Genomic DNA, 15943 nt, shown 5'->3' on the forward strand with positions numbered 1-15943 from the left:
TGCCAAGCTTCCCGGCCATGCGCTTCAGCCCCCCACTCGCGCTTGCAGCCCCGCTACTGCTTGGGCTGCTGCTCTCGGCCTGCGCCTCCACCGGCAGCACTGATCTCGCCCGTGCAGAGGCCGATCCGTGGGAGAAGAGCAACCGCCGCGTCCACGCCTTCAACAAGGGCCTTGATCGCTGGGTGATGAAGCCCGTCACCAGCGGCTATCGCGCCGTCACCCCCAAACCGGTGCGCACCGCCGTTACCAATGCTTACGGCAATTTCGGCGAGCCAGCAAACTTCCTCAACAGCGTGTTCCAGGGCAAATTTTCCCAGGCCTTCCGCACGCTGGATCGCTTCCTGATCAATTCCACGCTCGGCATTGCCGGCATCACCGATGTCGCCACCGATCTCGGCCGCCCGAAGGAACCCGAGGATTTCGGGCAGACGCTGGCACGCTGGGGCGTCAAATCCGGGCCCTACATGGTGCTGCCGCTGTTCGGCCCGTCCACCTTGCGCGATGGCATCATGACGCCGGTGGATTTCTTCGTTGATCCCGCCGATTTCGCCCGCAACGCCTGGCTGCATCCCGGCTGGGGCGTGCGCATCGCCGTGGCCGGCGGGCGCGTCATCAATTTCCGCAACCAGTTGATCGAAACCGGGGCGGACAAGTTGCTGGCCGACAGCCTGGATGATTACACGCTGGCCAAATCCGCCTGGCTGCAACGCCGCCGGCTGCAATTGTTCGATGGCCAGTTGCCCGCCGAGGAAGACCCGTTCGCTGAGCCAGAAGAAGCCCCGCCCGCCGAGCCCCCGAAGGCCGAGCCGCCTAAGCCTTGATGGCGCTGCCCATCACCAGCGGCGTGAGCGTCTTCAGCGCACCGAAGGCATATTCCTCTTCCTGGCGCGGCATCGGATCAAGGCTGAACCCGGCATCGCGCACCAGCTGGGCCGACGGGCGATTGAGGTTGCAGCCCACGCCTACCATCTTCTGAATGGGGTTCAGCCGCTGCTGCCAGCGCTGCCGTTCCGGATCGTCGGACAGCACATGCTCCATAAACAGGAAGCGCCCGCCTGGCCGCAGCACCCGCTTTACCTCGGCCAGCACCTGGCCGACATCCTGCACACTGCACAGCGTGAGGCAGCACACCACAGTGTCGAAGCTGCCATCGGCAAACGGCAGTTTCTCCCCCGCGCCGGGCACGGATTTGATCGGCACCGGCGAGCCCGCCAGATGCGCCGCCGCGCGCCGGTTCATGCCCTCGGATGGCTCCACCACGGTGAGGCTCGTCACCTTGGCGGGGTCGTAAAAGGGCAAGGTCGCGCCTGAGCCAAACCCGATTTCCAGCACCTCGCCCGTCGCCTGGCTCACCAGCGCCTGGCGCCGCCGCATGATGTTGGGATGGCCCAGCGCCTTGTCGAGCAGCCACGGGAAGATGGTTTCGGAATAAAGCCCCATGCATTCGATCGTTGCACGGGGTTGGCGCGCTGCCAAGCCAAGGCTAGTGTCAGGTCATGCGGATCATGCTTGCCCTCGTCGCCCTGTTGCTCGTGTCGTGCAGCAAGGAAGCCGCTGCGCCTGCTGGCAATGAGCAGGCGGTGATCGACAAGGCGAATGCGGATGTGATGGCGGCGGAGGCGGAGGCGGGCGCCAAGTAGGCGCGGCCGGCGGCAGAGCCGCCGAGTCCGTTGAAGGAGTGAAGGAAGAGCAGAAAGAGCGTGGCGAAGCCACGCCGTCAGACGAATCAAAAAGGGCGGTCCCGAGGGACCGCCCTTTTCGTTCGCTGGCCGGATTTCGTTGAGTCTGGCGGCAGCTTGCGCTGCCGCCAGCCAACTCAATCTTAGAAATCCATGCCGCCCATGCCGCCCATGCCGCCGCCGGGCATGCCGCCGCCACCCTTGTCGTCAGCCGGCAGATCGGTGATCGCGGCTTCCGTGGTGATCAACAGCGAGGCCACCGAAGCGGCATCCTGCAGCGCGGTGCGCACGACCTTGGTCGGGTCGATCACGCCGGCCTTGACCAGGTTTTCGTACACGTCGGTCTGGGCGTTGAAGCCCACGGTCTGGTCGCCGCCTTCCAGCAGCTTGCCAGCCACAACGCCGCCATCATGGCCCGCATTGATCGCGATCTGGCGCAGCGGGGCCTGGATGGCCTTGCGCACGATATCGATGCCGCGGGTCTGGTCGTCGTTGGCGCCCTTCATACCGTCGAGCGCGCGGGTGGCATACAGCAGAGCCGTGCCGCCGCCCGGAACGATGCCTTCTTCCACCGCAGCGCGGGTGGCGTGCAGGGCATCATCAACGCGGTCCTTGCGTTCTTTCACTTCGACTTCGGTGCTGCCACCAACCTTGAGCACGGCCACACCGCCGGCCAGCTTGGCCAGACGTTCCTGCAGCTTTTCACGGTCGTAATCGCTGGTGGTGATTTCGATCTGGGCGCGGATCTGTTCCACGCGCGCCTTGATCGCATCGGCAGCGCCTTCGCCGTCAACAATGACCGTGTTGTCCTTGTCGATGGTGACGCGCTTGGCCTTGCCCAGCATGGCCAGCGTGACGTTTTCCAGCTTGATGCCCAGATCTTCGCTGATCATCTCACCGGCGGTCAGCGTGGCGATGTCTTCCAGCATCGCCTTGCGACGATCGCCGAAGCCCGGTGCCTTCACGGCGGCAACCTTCAGGCCGCCGCGCAGCTTGTTGACCACCAGGGTGGCCAGCGCTTCGCCTTCGATGTCTTCAGCGATGATCAGCAGCGGGCGACCCGACTGCACCACGGCTTCCAGCACCGGCAGCATCGCCTGCAGGCTCGACAGCTTCTTTTCGTGGATCAGGATGTAGGGGTTCTCAAGCTCCACCTGCATCTTTTCGGCGTTGGTGATGAAATAGGGGCTCAGATAGCCACGGTCGAACTGCATGCCTTCGACCACGTCCAGCTCGCTGTCCATGCCCTTGGCTTCTTCAACGGTGATCACGCCTTCCTTGCCAACCTTTTCCATGGCCTTGGCAATCATGTCGCCGATTTCGGTTTCACCGTTGGCCGAAATCGTGCCGACCTGGGCGATTTCCGACGAGCCGGACACCGGCTTGGAACGCGCCTGGAGATCAGCCACAACCTTGATCACGGCCATATCGATGCCGCGCTTCAGATCCATCGGGTTCATGCCGGCGGCGACCGACTTCATGCCTTCACGCACGATGGCCTGGGCCAGCACGGTGGCAGTGGTGGTGCCGTCACCGGCAGCGTCGTTGGTCTTGGAAGCGACTTCGCGCACCATCTGGGCGCCCAGGTTCTCGAACTTGTCCTTCAGTTCGATTTCCTTGGCAACCGACACACCGTCCTTGGTGATGCGCGGGGCGCCGAAGCTCTTTTCGATGACCACGTTGCGGCCCTTGGGACCCAGCGTCACCTTCACGGCATCGGCGAGGATATCAACGCCACGAATGATGCGTTCGCGCGCATCACGACCAAATTTCACGTCCTTGGCAGCCATTTGCCTTGCTCCTTTGAATTTCTTGGAAAATCAGCGATTAAAGTCCCGAGATCACATGATCCCGAGGATATCGCTTTCCTTCATGATCAGCAGATCTTCACCGTTCAGCTTGACCTCGGTGCCCGACCACTTGCCGAACAGGATACGATCACCGGCCTTCACTTCCAGCGGCGTCACGGTGCCGTTGTCGGCGCGGGCGCCGGTGCCGACGGAGACGACTTCGCCTTCCTGCGGCTTTTCCTTGGCAGAATCGGGGATGATGATGCCGCCAGCGGTCTTGGCTTCGGCTTCGACGCGGCGAACCAGCACGCGATCATGGAGTGGACGGAATGCCATGTTTCCCTCTTTCGATTTGCAGTGTTTGCGAAAATTCGGCCGCTGTTGGCACTCACCAGAAGCGAGTGCCAGAGGCTGAATTAGCATATGGGTCCGGCCTGCAGAGTCGTCAAGGGCCCGCCCACGCGAATGCGGAGCTGTCGCGAGAATGTCATTTTGCCGTCTGGACAAGGCGGCACCTTAGCCACCACAATCGCGTGCATGTTTCGCCCGCGTTCTGCCCTCACCTCCGCGCTTTGCGCCGCCCTTCTGCTGGCCGGATGCGGCGGCGGCGGTGGCAGCAGCAGTGGGCCGATCGCTGTTGCCCCTTCGCCCACGCCCACCCCCACAGCGCAATGCACGCTGCGTGATCGGCAATTGTGGGCCGAAGCGCAGATCCGCCAATGGTATCTGTTCCCGGAAGACCTGCCCGCCAGCCTGTCACCCGATGGCTTTGCCACCGTGCAGGCCTATATCGACGCGCTCACCGCCAATGCGCGCGCCGCCAACAAGGATCGCTTCTTCACCTACATCACCTCCATCGCCGAGGAGAATGCCTTCTTCTCCTCCGGGCAGACGGCGGCGTTCGGCATCCGGCTGGAGTATGACAGCACGGCCCGGCGCACCTATATCCTGGATGTGTTCGAAACCGGCCCGGCCTTTGCCGCCGGCTTTGATCGCGGCGCCGAAATCCTTGCCATCGGCACCACGCCGGAAAATCTGGTGCCTGTCCCTACCCTGTTTGCGCAAGGCGGATCGGCCGCCGTGTCCGACGCGCTGGGGCCAAGCCAGGTCGGCGTCACCCGCAGTATCCGCTTCACGCTGAACGGCACGGAGCGCACCGTCACCATCACCCGCGCCGAATTCAACATCCCGCCGGTTTCCAGCCGTTTTGGCGTGCAGACCTATGACCAGCCGGGGCTGGGCCGCGTTGGCTATGTCAATCTGCGCAGCTTCATCAGCACCGCCGAAACCCCGCTGCGCGACGCCTTCGCCCGCTTCCGCAGCGAGGGCGCCACCAACATCATCGTTGATTTCCGCTACAATGGCGGCGGCCTTGTGCGCCTTGCCGAAGTGATGGGCGACCTGATGGGCCAGAACCGCCAGGCCAGCGACGTGTTCAGCTTCACCACGTTCCGCCCATCGAAATCGGCGGAAAACGAAACCCGCCTGTTCCGTTCCGCCGCACAGGCGGTGGCGCCAAGCAACCTCGCCTTCATCACCACCGATGGCAGCGCCTCGGCCAGTGAATTGGTGATCAATTCGATGCTGCCCTATTTCCAGAACCGGATCACGCTGGTGGGCGAGAACACATCGGGCAAGCCGGTGGGCCAGATCGCCATCGATCGCGCCGCCTGTGATGATCGGCTGCGGATCGTTGCTTTCGCCACCCAGAACGCCAGCCGCCAGGGCGATTATTACAATGGCCTGGCGCCCTATCTGCCGTCACGCGGCGGGCGCACCTGCGCGGCCAGCGATGATTTCCGGGCCGTCATGGGCAACCCGGCCGAAGCCTCCACCGCGCGCGCCATCTCTGCCCTTCGCGGGGAAAACTGCACCACCATCGCCGCGGCAGCCGGCGACATCCGCGAACAGTCGCTCGGCCGCCAGCCGCTGCTCGCCCGCACGCCCAACGCCGCCCAGCGCGAGATGCCGGGGACGTTCTGAGGCTTCACACCTTCAGCAGCTGCTTGCCGAAGTTCTTGCCTTCGAACAGACGGCGCAACGTGGCCGGGCAATTCTCGAAGCCGTGCGCCACATCTTCAGCGGTCTTCAACTTTCCGGCCGCCATCAGCTTGGCCAGTTCAGCCACGCCCTCGCCATAACGCTTGGCGAAATCGAGGATGATGAACCCCTCCATCCGACCGCGCATGACGGTGAGGTTCATATAGTTCCGCAGGCCCGGCGAGCGATCCTCGGCGGTGTCGTTGTAGCTGGAAATCCCGCCGCACAGCACGACCCGCGCCCGCAGCGCCAGATTGGCCAGCGCCGCATCCAATATCTCGCCGCCAACATTTTCAAACACCACGTTCACGCCCTTGGGGGCATGTTCGCGGATCTGGCGCGAGACATTGCCGGCGCGATAATCGATGCAGGCATCGGCGCCGGCCTGTTCGACCACCCAGCCGCACTTCTCTGCACCACCGGCAATGCCGATCACCTTGCAACCCAGGGCCTTGGCCACCTGCACCACCACGCTGCCGGTGGCGCCCGCTGCGCCCGATACCAGCACCGTGTCGCCGGCCTTGGGCTGGCCGATTTCGGTGAGGCCGAACCAGGCGGTGAGGCCTGTCACGCCGAACACGCCGAGCGCCTGTTCCGGCGTGATGCCGGCGCGCAGCTTGGTCACCGGGCCGGTTTCGGTCATCCCGTCAGTGAGCGCATGCTCCTGCCAGCCAAAGGTGCCCTGCACCACGTCACCGACCTCGAATCCCGGGTGTTTGCTCGCCACCACTTCGCCAATGCCGCCAGCGCGCACCACGCCGCCGATCGGCACCGCCGGCAAATAGGTATCGCCGCCCAGCCAGCCGCGCTGGGTGGGATCGAAGGAGAAGTGGGTGAGGCGAACAAGGAACTGCCCCTCGCCCACCTCGGGCATCGACACCGTGACCAGATCGAAATCACTGTCTTTCAGCGGACCGTTCGGGCGGGATTTCAGCAACCAGCGGCGTGTCGTCGTCATTTGAACAGGCTCCCCAAAATTCCGCGCACCAGGCTCTTGCCCACGCTGCCGGCCAATTGCCGGCCGATGCTGGTGGCCGCCGATCGCGCCACCGATTCAATCACCTTGTCGGTCGTGCTCGGCCGGGCGGCGGCGCGCACACGGGCCGCTTCCAGCCGGGCGGCATCGCGCTCGCGCTGGGCGGCCAGCCGGGCGGCTTCCTTGGCAGCCTGGGCATCCAGCTTCGCTTCTTCCTTGGCGGCTTGCGCGTCCAGCTTGGCCTGCAGCGCAGCGGCCTTCTCGGCTTCGGCCTGGCCGGCCTGTTCCTCGCGTTTCATCACCAGCAATTCGGCGGCGGAATCGCGGTCGATCCGCTCCTCATATTTGCCGGCGTAGGGCGAGGCGTTGATCACGTCCATGCGCTCGCCCGGCGTCAGCGGACCCACCCGGCTGCGCGGCGGCGCGATGCGGGTGCGCTCCACCGGGCTGGGCGCGCCATCGGTCATAAGGGTGGAGACCAGCGCCTCGCCCACCTTCATCTCGGTGATGACCGCGGCCACATCCAGGCGCGGATTGGGCCGGAACGTTTCGCTTGCCGATTTGATCGCCCTTGCGTCGCGCGGCGTGAAGGCGCGCAGGGCATGCTGCACCCGGTTGCCCAACTGGCCGGCCACTTTTTCCGGAATGTCGATCGGGTTCTGCGTGACGAAATAGACGCCCACGCCCTTCGAACGGATCAGGCGCACCACCTGTTCCACCTTGTCCATCAACGCATCGGGCGCTTCGTCGAACAGCAAATGCGCTTCGTCAAAGAAGAACACCAATTTGGGCTTGTCGGGATCGCCCACCTCGGGGAGCGTTTCGAACAGTTCGGACAGCAGCCACAGCAGGAAGGTCGCATACAGCCGCGGGCTGTTCATCAGTTTGTCGGCCGCCAGGATATTCACCCGGCCGCGGCCCTTGCCATCCAATGCGATGAAATCGGTGATGTCGAACGCCGGCTCGCCAAAGAACGCCGCGCCGCCCTGGCTGTCGAGCGTGAGCAACTGGCGCTGGATCGAACCCACGCTGGCCTTGGTCACATTGCCATATTTGCTCGACAGCTCGGCGGCATTGTCTGACACCCAAGCCAGCATCGCCTGCAGATCTTCCAGATCGAGCAGCAGCAGATCATGTTCGTCGGCATAACGAAACGCGATGGTGAGCACGCCATCCTGCGTATCATTGAGGCCCATCAGTCGGCTGAGCAGCAACGGCCCCATTTCGGAAATGGTAGTGCGGATCGGGTGCCCCTGTTCGCCGAACAGATCCCAGAACACGACCGGCATCGATTCCCAGTCATAATCTTCCATCTTCATTTCCATGGCGCGCTTGGCCGTCCAGCCCGCGGCCTCGCTGCCAGCCTTGGCCATGCCGGCGATATCGCCCTTCACATCGGCCAGGAACACCGGCACGCCGGCGCGGGCAAAGCCCTCGGCGAGACCCTGCAACGTCACCGTCTTGCCGGTGCCCGTGGCACCGGCGATCAACCCGTGGCGGTTGGCGCGTTTCAGCACCAGGGATTGCGGGGCGTCCTGATCCGAAAGGCCGATGAACAGGGAACCGGTCATGCGTGAATCTCCTCAGGGCGCAGTTTCACCGGCTTGGGCGCGTCACGTCCAGCCTGAAGATGTCGGGCCGCGCATAATGGCCGGCGGCATCGAAATCGAAACGGGCGCGCACGATATCGGCCAGATCGACTTCTGCCACCAACAGCCCCTCGCCGCCGCGCAATGGCCCGGCCAGCACCTCGCCCATCGGCGACACGATGATGCTGCCGCCGCCGATGATCGGCACATCTGCAGCGCGGTCAATCAGCGTGATCGGTTCGCCCAGCGCTGTCTGTGTCGGCCCAAGCCACTGGCAGGCCGATACCAGAAAACAACGGCCTTCATGGGCGATGTGGCGCATGGCCACCTCCCATTGCGGCCGATCATCCACGGTGGGCGCCGCCCAGATCGTCACGCCCTGCCCGTACAGCGCTGCCCGGAACAACGGCATGAAATTTTCCCAGCAGATCACCGGCGCAATCCGGCCAATCGGGCTGTCGAACACGCGCACATCGTCAGGCCCGCCCTGCCCCCAGATCAGCCGTTCGGCGGCCGTTGGCATCAGCTTGCCGCGATGCCCGGCAAGGCGGCCATCGGGGGTAAAATGCAGCGCAGAGCAGTGCAGCGTTGCGCCTGCCCGCACGATCGCTCCCACCACCATGGTACAGCCCAGATCGGCCGCCAGTTCGCCCAGCGCCGCCACTTCCGGGCCGTCAATCTCGATCGCCTGTTCCCAGTAACGCCGGAACGCATCGCGCCCGGCCGGCGTGCGATAGCCCAGCCGCACGCCAAAGTCGGCGCCCTTGGGGTAACCGCCCAACAAGGCTTCCGGCAGCACCAGCAGATCGGGCCTTGCCGCCTTCAGCTCGTCCCGCCTTGCCATCAGCGCGGCCAGCGTTTCGGCCGTGGTCGCCCGGCTGCCGATCTGCAGCGCCGCCAATCGCGCCTTGCCCGTGGGTATCGTCATGCCGCCTCCAATCGTGCCATCGCCCAGCGTGCGGCATCGGCCACCACCGGATCTTCGCTGCCCAAGTGCGCCTGCACCGCCGGAATCAGCGCGCCCTCCCCGCTGTTGCCCGCCGCATAGAGGCAGTTGCGGATGAAGCGCGCTACCCCGATGCGCTTGATGGCCGAACCGGAGAAGAGCGCGCGGAAGCCCGCATCGTCAAGCGCCAGCAGCTCCACCAGCTTCGGCGCCGTCAGTTCCGCGCGCGGCAGGAAGGCCGGTTCTTCGGTCGCCTGCGCAAAACGGTTCCACGGACAGACGGACAGGCAATCATCGCAACCATAGATGCGATTGGCCATCGGCGCCCGGAACTCCTCCGGGATCGGGCCCTTGTGCTCGATGGTGAGATAGGCCAGGCAGCGCCGCGCATCGAGGCGGTAAGGTGACGGGAAGGCCTGCGTCGGACACGCCGTCTGGCAGCGGGTGCAACTGCCACAGCGATCAGCGTGCGGCGCATCAGCGGCAAGATCGAGCGTGGTGTAAATCGCGCCCAGGAACAGCCATGAACCGTGTTTGCGCGACACCAGGTTGGTGTGCTTGCCCTGCCACCCCAGCCCGGCGGCAGCCGCCAGCGGCTTTTCCATCACCGGGGCGGTATCGACGAACACTTTCAGTTCGCCGCCACCCTCCGCCACCAGCCAGCGCGCCAGCGTCTTCAGCCGCTTCTTGATCAGATCATGATAATCGCGGTTCCACGCATAAACCGAGATCACCCCGGTATCGCCCTGCCCCGCCAGCCGCAGCGGATCGAGCGGCGGCGCATAGCTGGTGCCGAGCATGATGACGCTCTTCACATCGGGCCACAGGCCCTTGGGCGACGCGCGTTCATCGGCGCGGTCCGGCATCCAGATCATGTCGCCGTGGCAGCCATCCGCCAGCCATTGCCGCAATCGCGCACCCGCTTCCGGGATCGCATCGGCCGTGGTGATGCCGATATCGGCAAAGCCTTGGGTAAGCGCCTCGGCCTTCAACCGGGCAATCAGCTCAGCGTTTTCAGCCAATCGACCACCATCGCCGTCACCCGATCTTCCAGTTCGCCCCAGAACAGCCAGTGCGGCGCGCCCGGCAATTCCTGATAATCGATCTGGCCGGTGAGGTTGCGCGCGGTCGCCCGCGCGATGCCGGGCGGCGTGATCCGATCATTCAGGCCCACCACCACCAGCGCCGGCTGGTTCAGGCGCGCATAATCCACCCGCGTCACATTGCCGAACAACGGCGGCAACGCCATTTCGGCGAGCACGCGGCCCGAATCCCACACCAGCGCATCAATCTCGCGGCGCGTCACATCCTCGGGCACGCCGTTGAAAATGCCCCAGCGCGCGCCGGCTTCGTCACACAGGGTCGGTTGTTCCCACCAGCCCCATTTCAGCACGACACTCTTCAGCGTCCTGAACGGATCAAGGCTGGGGGATTGGCTGTTGGCCGCCGCTGCCGGCGACAGCAGCACCAGGCCGGCATGCGGAATTCGCTGCGCCACCATCTGCGCCAGCAACCCGCCCATCGAATGGCCCAGGATCACCGGCGGCGCACTCAGCTTGCCGGCTTCGGCGACCAGGTGATCCACATAGGCGGTGATCGACAACTCACCCAGCGCCGCGTGCGGCGGCAGGCTCACCGGCCGATCGTCGAACAGGATGCACGGCGCGTGGGTGCGATGGCCGGCTTCCTCCAGCACGGGGCGCAGCCGATCAAACGTGGCCGGCGTCGACCACATGCCGTGGATGAGGAGAACGGGCGATTTCAGCACACAACGCCCGTGGAGGCCAGCACGCCCAGCGTAACGATATCCGATGCACTGCTGTTCATCGGCACGATCTGCACGGGTTTGGACATATTGACCAGCATCGGGCCAACAACGCGCAGGTTGGCCACTTCCTTGATCAGCTTGGCCGCGATGTTGGCGCTGTGCAGGCCGGGCATGATCAGCACATTGGCTGGGCCGGAAAGCCGATTGAACGGATATTGCGCCCGCATCGCCGGGTTCAACGCCACATCGGCCGACATTTCGCCTTCATATTCAAAGCCGACCTGGCGGTTGTCGAGCAGCTTCACCGCATCGCGCACATTGTCGACAAACTCGCCACGCGGATTGCCGAAATTGCTGTAGCTCAGGAAGGCAACGCGCGGTTCCTGCCCCAGCCGGCGCGCCACCGCTGCCGTTTCGATGGCGATGGTGGCCAGCGATTCCGCCGATGGCCGCTCGGTCACGGTGGTATCGGCAACAAAAATCGTCTGCTGCTTGCCCACCAGCATGTGGATGCCGAACGGGCGGCAGCCGGGTGCCGGATCGATCACCTGCCGCACCTGGCGATAGGTGGTGGCAAAATTGCGGGTAACGCCGGTGAGCATCAGATCGGCTTCGCCCATCGCCACCAGCAGCGCGCCAAACACGTTGCGTTCGTGGTTCACCATGCGCTGCACGTCGCGGTGCAGCATGCCGCGCCGCTGCAGCCGTTCGTACAGATATTCAACCATGCGCGGCACCAACGGCGAAATCGCACTGTTGTGGATCTCGAAACTGTCGATGTCCTCCACGCCCAGCCGCGCCAGGCCTTCGCGTACCGGCCCTTCGCGGCCGACCAGCACCGGCGTGCCGTATCCGCTGTTCTTCCAGTTCATCGCGGCGCGCAGCACCACGTCCTGCTCGGCTTCGGCAAACACCGCCCGGCGCGGGCGGCTCTGCGCGGTTTCGATGGCGCCCTGCAGGATCGACGTGGTGGGATTCAGCCGCCCGCGCAGTTCCTGGCGATAAGCGTCTTCATCAAAGAACGGCTTCCTCGCCGCGCCCGATGCCATGGCGGCCTTGGCGACGGCGGTGGGAATATGTTCGATCAGGCGCGGATCAAACGGCGCCGGGATGATATATTCCGGGCCAAAATTGCGCGACTTGCCGCCATAGGCTGCGGCCACTTCATCGGGCACCGGCATGCGCGCCAGGCTGGCGATGGCGTTGGCGGCGGCCAGCTTCATCTGCTCGTTGATCGCGGTTGCCCGCACGTCCAGCGCGCCCCGGAACAGATAGGGGAAGCACAGCACGTTGTTGACCTGATTGGGATAATCGCTGCGGCCGGTGGCAACGATGGCATCGCCGCGCACCTTGTGCACTTCTTCCGGGGTGATTTCCGGATCGGGGTTGGCCATGGCAAAGATGATCGGATTGGCGGCCATGCTGGCCACCATCTCGGGGCTCACGGCGCCCTTCTGGCTCAGGCCCATGAACACGTCCGCGCCCACCATGGCTTCTTCCAGGGAGCGCGCTGGCGTATCGGCGGCATGCGCCGATTTCCACTGGTTCATGCCCTTTTCGCGGCCCTTGTAGATCACGCCCGACGTGTCACACATGATGACATGCCTGACGCCATAGAGCTTGATCAGTTCGGTGCAGGCGATGGCGGCCGCACCCGCGCCGTTCACCACCATCTTCACATCGCCCGGGTTGCGCCCGGTCAGATGCAGGGCGTTGATCAGGCCGGCGGCGGCCACGATGGCGGTGCCGTGCTGATCATCGTGGAAGACCGGAATATTCATCCGCTCTTTCAACGTGGTTTCGATGATGAAGCATTCCGGCGCCTTGATATCCTCAAGGTTGATCCCACCGAACGACGGTTCCAGCAGTTCCACGCAGGCGATGAACTTGTCGACGTCCTCGGTGTCAACTTCCAGATCGATGCTGTCGATATCGGCAAAGCGCTTGAACAGCACCGCCTTGCCTTCCATCACCGGCTTTGATGCCAGCGCGCCCAGATTGCCCAGGCCCAGGATGGCGGTGCCGTTGGAGATCACGGCGACCAGGTTGCCCTTGATGGTGTAATCATAGGCACTGTCGGGATCGGCGGCGATGGCGCGCACCGGGGCGGCGACACCGGGCGAATAGGCAAGGGACAGATCGCGCTGCGTCGCCATCGGCTTGGAAGCGACGATGTCGATCTTCCCGGCCTTGCCCATGCGGTGATAGGCCAGTGCCTCGCGGTCACCAAAGTCGTTGTCGTCGATACTGCTCATTTTGCCATTCCACTGGGGATATGCCGCAGGGATAGGATTGTGGCCGCAAAGGGGCAAGCGCTTTGGCACCAGGTGTGCCGCTTTCACGCGCCCCTTTGCACCGAACCGCCCGCGCGCTATCGCAGGGGTGTGACCGCCGCTTCCCCCATGATGACCCAATATCTCGGCATAAAGGCCGAGGTGCCTGACGCGCTGCTGTTCTATCGCATGGGCGATTTCTACGAGCTCTTCTTCGAGGATGCGGTTGCAGCCGCCGCCACGCTCGACATCGCGCTGACCAAGCGCGGTGAACATGGCGGCGAGCCGATTCCGATGTGCGGTGTTCCAGTGCACGCGCACGAAAACTACCTCGCCCGCCTGATCCGCGCCGGCCACCGCGTGGCGATTGCCGAACAGGTGGAAGACTCGGCCGAAGCCAAGAAGCGCGGCAGTAAGAGCGTCGTCGCCCGCGCCATCGTGCGCATCGTCACGCCCGGCACCATCACCGAAACCGCCCTGCTGGAACCCAAGCGCTCCAACTGGCTGGCGGCGCTGGCCGGGACAAGCGATGCCGCCGGCCTGGCCTGGCTCGATCTTTCCACCGGCGCCTTCCACACCCGGGCTGGCAGCGTGGCGGAACTGAAAGGCGAAATCGCCCGCCTTGCGCCGGCCGAACTGCTGGTGCCCGAAGGCCACGCCACCAAGGGCACAACCCGCCCCGCCACCGATTTCTCCTCCGCCCGCGCCGAGGCCACGCTGAAATCGCGTTTCGGTGTCGCCACCCTCGACGGTTGGGGCGATTTTTCCGGGCCCGAACTCGCCGCCGCCGGCGCGCTGCTGGCGTATGTCCAGGAAACCGCCCGGTCAGCTGCACCACTGATCCTGCCGCCGCGCCAGGAATTGCCCGGCAGCCGCATGGCCATTGATGCTGCCACCCGCGCCAGCCTTGAATTGCAACGCAGCGGATCGCGCCACAGCCTCGAAGCCGCCATCGATCGCACCGTCACCGCCGCCGGCGCGCGCCAACTGGGCCAGGATATCGCCGCCCCGCTCACCGATCCCGCCGCCATCATCGCCCGGCTCGATCTGGTCGAATGGTTCATCGCCGATCCGCTTACCCGTTCGGCCACGCGCGACACGCTCGCCGGCCTGCCCGACATCGCCCGCGCATTGGCCCGCCTCACCATCGGCCGCTGGAGCCCGCGCGATCTCGGCCATCTCTCCACCGGCCTCGCCCGCGCGCTCGACCTGCGCCAAGCCCTCACCACCCGCGCCACACCGCCGGAACTACTCGCCGAAACCCTCAGCCAAATCGGTTCCGGCCTCGGCGCACTGGTCGAACAACTCGCCCGCACGCTGGTGGACGAACCGCCCATCGAACTGCCCGGCGCCATCCGCCCTGGCTTCGACGCCGCATTGGACGCGCTGCGCGACACGGCCAAGGATGGCCGCTCCGCCGTGGTCGCACTCGAAACCCGGCTGAAGGCCGAAACCGGCATCACCGCTCTGAAGATCCGCCACAACAATGTGCTCGGCTATCACATCGAAGTCCCCGCCCAGCGCGCCGACCCGCTGCTGCGGGCGGACTCAGGCTTCATCCACCGCCAGACCATGGCCGGCGCTGTCCGCTTCTCCTCCCCCGAACTCGGCGAGCTCGGCACCAAAATCGCCCAGGCCGCCGATCACGCGCTCGCCGCCGAAGCCGCGCATCTGGAAGAATTGCGCGAAACAGCGCTGGCCCACACCGCCAGCATCGCCGCCACCGCCGCAGCCCTTGCGCGCCTCGACGTCGCTGCCGCGCTGGCCGAACTGGCGGCTTCCGAAAACTGGTGCCGCCCCACGGTAGACGCCAGCACCGCCTTCCATATTGAATCCGGCCGCCACCCGGTGGTCGAACTCGCCGTGCGCAAATCCGGCACGCGCTTCACTCCCAATGATTGCGATCTGTCGGCCGACCGGCGGGTCTGGCTCGTCACCGGCCCCAACATGGCCGGCAAATCCACCTTCCTGCGCCAGAACGCCCTCATCGCCGTCCTTGCCCAGGCCGGCAGCCACGTCCCCGCTGCCGCGGCGCATATCGGCGTGGTCGATCGGCTGTACAGCCGGGTTGGCGCCGCCGATGATCTGGCGGAAGGCCGCTCCACCTTCATGGTCGAAATGGTCGAAACAGCGGCGATCCTCACCGGTGCCACCAACCGCAGCCTTGTCATCCTCGATGAAGTCGGCCGCGGCACCTCCACCTATGATGGCCTCGCCATCGCCTGGGCCGTGCTCGAAGCCGTGCACGACGATCTGCAAAGTCGTTGTCTCTTCGCCACCCACTATCACGAACTGGTGCCCCTCACCGCCAAGCTCGCCAGCCTCGCCAGCGTCACCGTGAAAGTGCGCGAATGGAAAGGCGATCTCGTCTTCCTGCACCAGGTCGCTCCGGGCGCTGCCGACAAAAGCTATGGCCTGGCCGTGGCGCGCCTCGCCGGCGTGCCCGCCCCCGTCCTCGCCCGCGCCCGCGCCGTCCTCACCCGCCTCGAAACCCGCCGCGACCAGACGGGCGGCATTGCCGCCGGCGTGGATTCACTCCCCCTCTTCGTCACCCCTGCCGCCCCCAGCGGCGACGAGCTGCGTGAAAAACTGGCCAGCATCGATCCCGAAAACATCACCCCGCGCGAGGCGCTCGACCTGCTGACGGATCTGAAGGCACTGGCCGGTCAAGCCGGCGACGTGAACTGATCCACCGCCTCCAGTGCCTTGGCGGCATACATCACGCTTGGCCCGGCCCCCATATACACCGCCATTGCCAGCGTTTCGGCCACCTGGTCCCGCGTTGCCCCGGCCTTGATCGCGCCTTCGGCATGATAGGCGATGCAGGGTTCGCAGCGGTTGTACGAAAGGAAGACGGAATAGCGCGGCGTTAGGGAAACCAT

Annotated in this window: 14 protein-coding genes; 4 read left to right on the top strand and 10 right to left on the bottom strand. The window is 65.1% G+C overall.

Annotated elements, in window-relative coordinates; translation table 11 throughout:
- Positions 1 to 17: 17 nt before the first annotated feature.
- Positions 18 to 821 (top strand): MlaA family lipoprotein, encoded by an 804-nt coding sequence (locus tag G566_RS13315; RefSeq protein ID WP_022679184.1) that lies wholly within the window; start codon positions 18 to 20, stop codon positions 819 to 821.
- Here G566_RS13315 and G566_RS0102905 read toward each other — a convergent pair.
- Positions 811 to 1440, bottom strand: a complete 630-nt coding sequence (locus G566_RS0102905) for a class I SAM-dependent methyltransferase (RefSeq protein WP_022679185.1) — start codon at positions 1438 to 1440, stop codon at positions 811 to 813. The genes G566_RS13315 and G566_RS0102905 overlap by 11 nt on opposite strands.
- Before the next feature lie 56 nt (positions 1441 to 1496).
- On the opposite strand from G566_RS0102905, the gene G566_RS15275 reads away from it, so the two are divergent.
- On the top strand, positions 1497 to 1640 hold the full coding sequence (locus tag G566_RS15275) for a hypothetical protein (protein WP_022679186.1): 144 nt from the start codon (positions 1497 to 1499) through the stop codon (positions 1638 to 1640).
- Positions 1641 to 1822: 182 nt separating this feature from the next.
- Here the strand turns inward: G566_RS15275 and groL are convergent, their stop codons facing one another.
- The gene (gene groL / locus G566_RS0102915) at positions 1823 to 3469 is read right to left on the bottom strand and encodes a chaperonin GroEL (RefSeq protein ID WP_022679187.1); all 1647 of its coding nucleotides are present in this window, start codon (positions 3467 to 3469) and stop codon (positions 1823 to 1825) included.
- A 51-nt stretch (positions 3470 to 3520) separates the two neighbouring features.
- Positions 3521 to 3805 (bottom strand): co-chaperone GroES, encoded by a 285-nt coding sequence (gene groES / locus G566_RS0102920; protein ID WP_022679188.1) that lies wholly within the window; start codon positions 3803 to 3805, stop codon positions 3521 to 3523.
- Between the two features lie 201 nt (positions 3806 to 4006).
- Between groES and G566_RS0102925 the strand changes: the two genes are divergently transcribed.
- On the top strand, positions 4007 to 5452 hold the full coding sequence (locus G566_RS0102925; protein WP_022679189.1) for a S41 family peptidase: 1446 nt from the start codon (positions 4007 to 4009) through the stop codon (positions 5450 to 5452).
- Positions 5453 to 5456: 4 nt separating this feature from the next.
- On the opposite strand, the gene G566_RS0102930 is transcribed toward G566_RS0102925, so the two are convergent.
- From G566_RS0102930 to G566_RS0102955, 6 genes are read right to left on the bottom strand one after another with little or no spacing between them, the layout of a single operon-like run.
- Positions 5457 to 6467 carry an NADP-dependent oxidoreductase gene (locus G566_RS0102930; RefSeq protein ID WP_022679190.1) on the bottom strand — a complete coding sequence of 337 codons (1011 nt, stop codon included), beginning with the start codon at positions 6465 to 6467 and terminating at the stop codon, positions 5457 to 5459.
- A complete protein-coding gene (locus G566_RS0102935; protein WP_022679191.1) occupies positions 6464 to 8056 on the bottom strand; it encodes a helicase HerA-like domain-containing protein in 1593 nt (530 codons plus the stop codon). The genes G566_RS0102930 and G566_RS0102935 overlap by 4 nt, the downstream gene beginning before the upstream one ends.
- 25 nt (positions 8057 to 8081) lie before the next feature.
- Positions 8082 to 9002: a carbon-nitrogen hydrolase family protein gene (locus G566_RS0102940; protein WP_022679192.1), complete on the bottom strand. Its 921-nt coding sequence runs from the start codon at positions 9000 to 9002 to the stop codon at positions 8082 to 8084.
- Complete coding sequence (gene queG / locus G566_RS0102945; protein ID WP_022679193.1) at positions 8999 to 10042, bottom strand: tRNA epoxyqueuosine(34) reductase QueG; 1044 nt, start codon at positions 10040 to 10042, stop codon at positions 8999 to 9001. Before queG ends, G566_RS0102940 begins: the two co-directional genes overlap by 4 nt.
- On the bottom strand, positions 10021 to 10788 hold the full coding sequence (locus G566_RS0102950) for an alpha/beta hydrolase (RefSeq protein WP_022679194.1): 768 nt from the start codon (positions 10786 to 10788) through the stop codon (positions 10021 to 10023). Before G566_RS0102950 ends, queG begins: the two co-directional genes overlap by 22 nt.
- A complete protein-coding gene (locus tag G566_RS0102955) occupies positions 10782 to 13043 on the bottom strand; it encodes an NADP-dependent malic enzyme (RefSeq protein WP_022679195.1) in 2262 nt (753 codons plus the stop codon). Before G566_RS0102955 ends, G566_RS0102950 begins: the two co-directional genes overlap by 7 nt.
- A gap of 147 nt (positions 13044 to 13190) precedes the next feature.
- Between G566_RS0102955 and mutS the strand changes: the two genes are divergently transcribed.
- Positions 13191 to 15749, top strand: coding sequence for a DNA mismatch repair protein MutS (mutS, locus tag G566_RS0102960; protein ID WP_051135921.1), 2559 nt, complete (start codon positions 13191 to 13193; stop codon positions 15747 to 15749).
- Here mutS and G566_RS13320 read toward each other — a convergent pair.
- Positions 15728 to 15943: a carboxymuconolactone decarboxylase family protein gene (locus G566_RS13320; RefSeq protein WP_243442395.1), complete on the bottom strand. Its 216-nt coding sequence runs from the start codon at positions 15941 to 15943 to the stop codon at positions 15728 to 15730. The genes mutS and G566_RS13320 overlap by 22 nt on opposite strands.

It is taken from the genome of Sandarakinorhabdus limnophila DSM 17366 (assembly GCF_000420765.1).
GTDB classification, from domain to species: Bacteria; Pseudomonadota; Alphaproteobacteria; order Sphingomonadales; family Sphingomonadaceae; genus Sandarakinorhabdus; species Sandarakinorhabdus limnophila.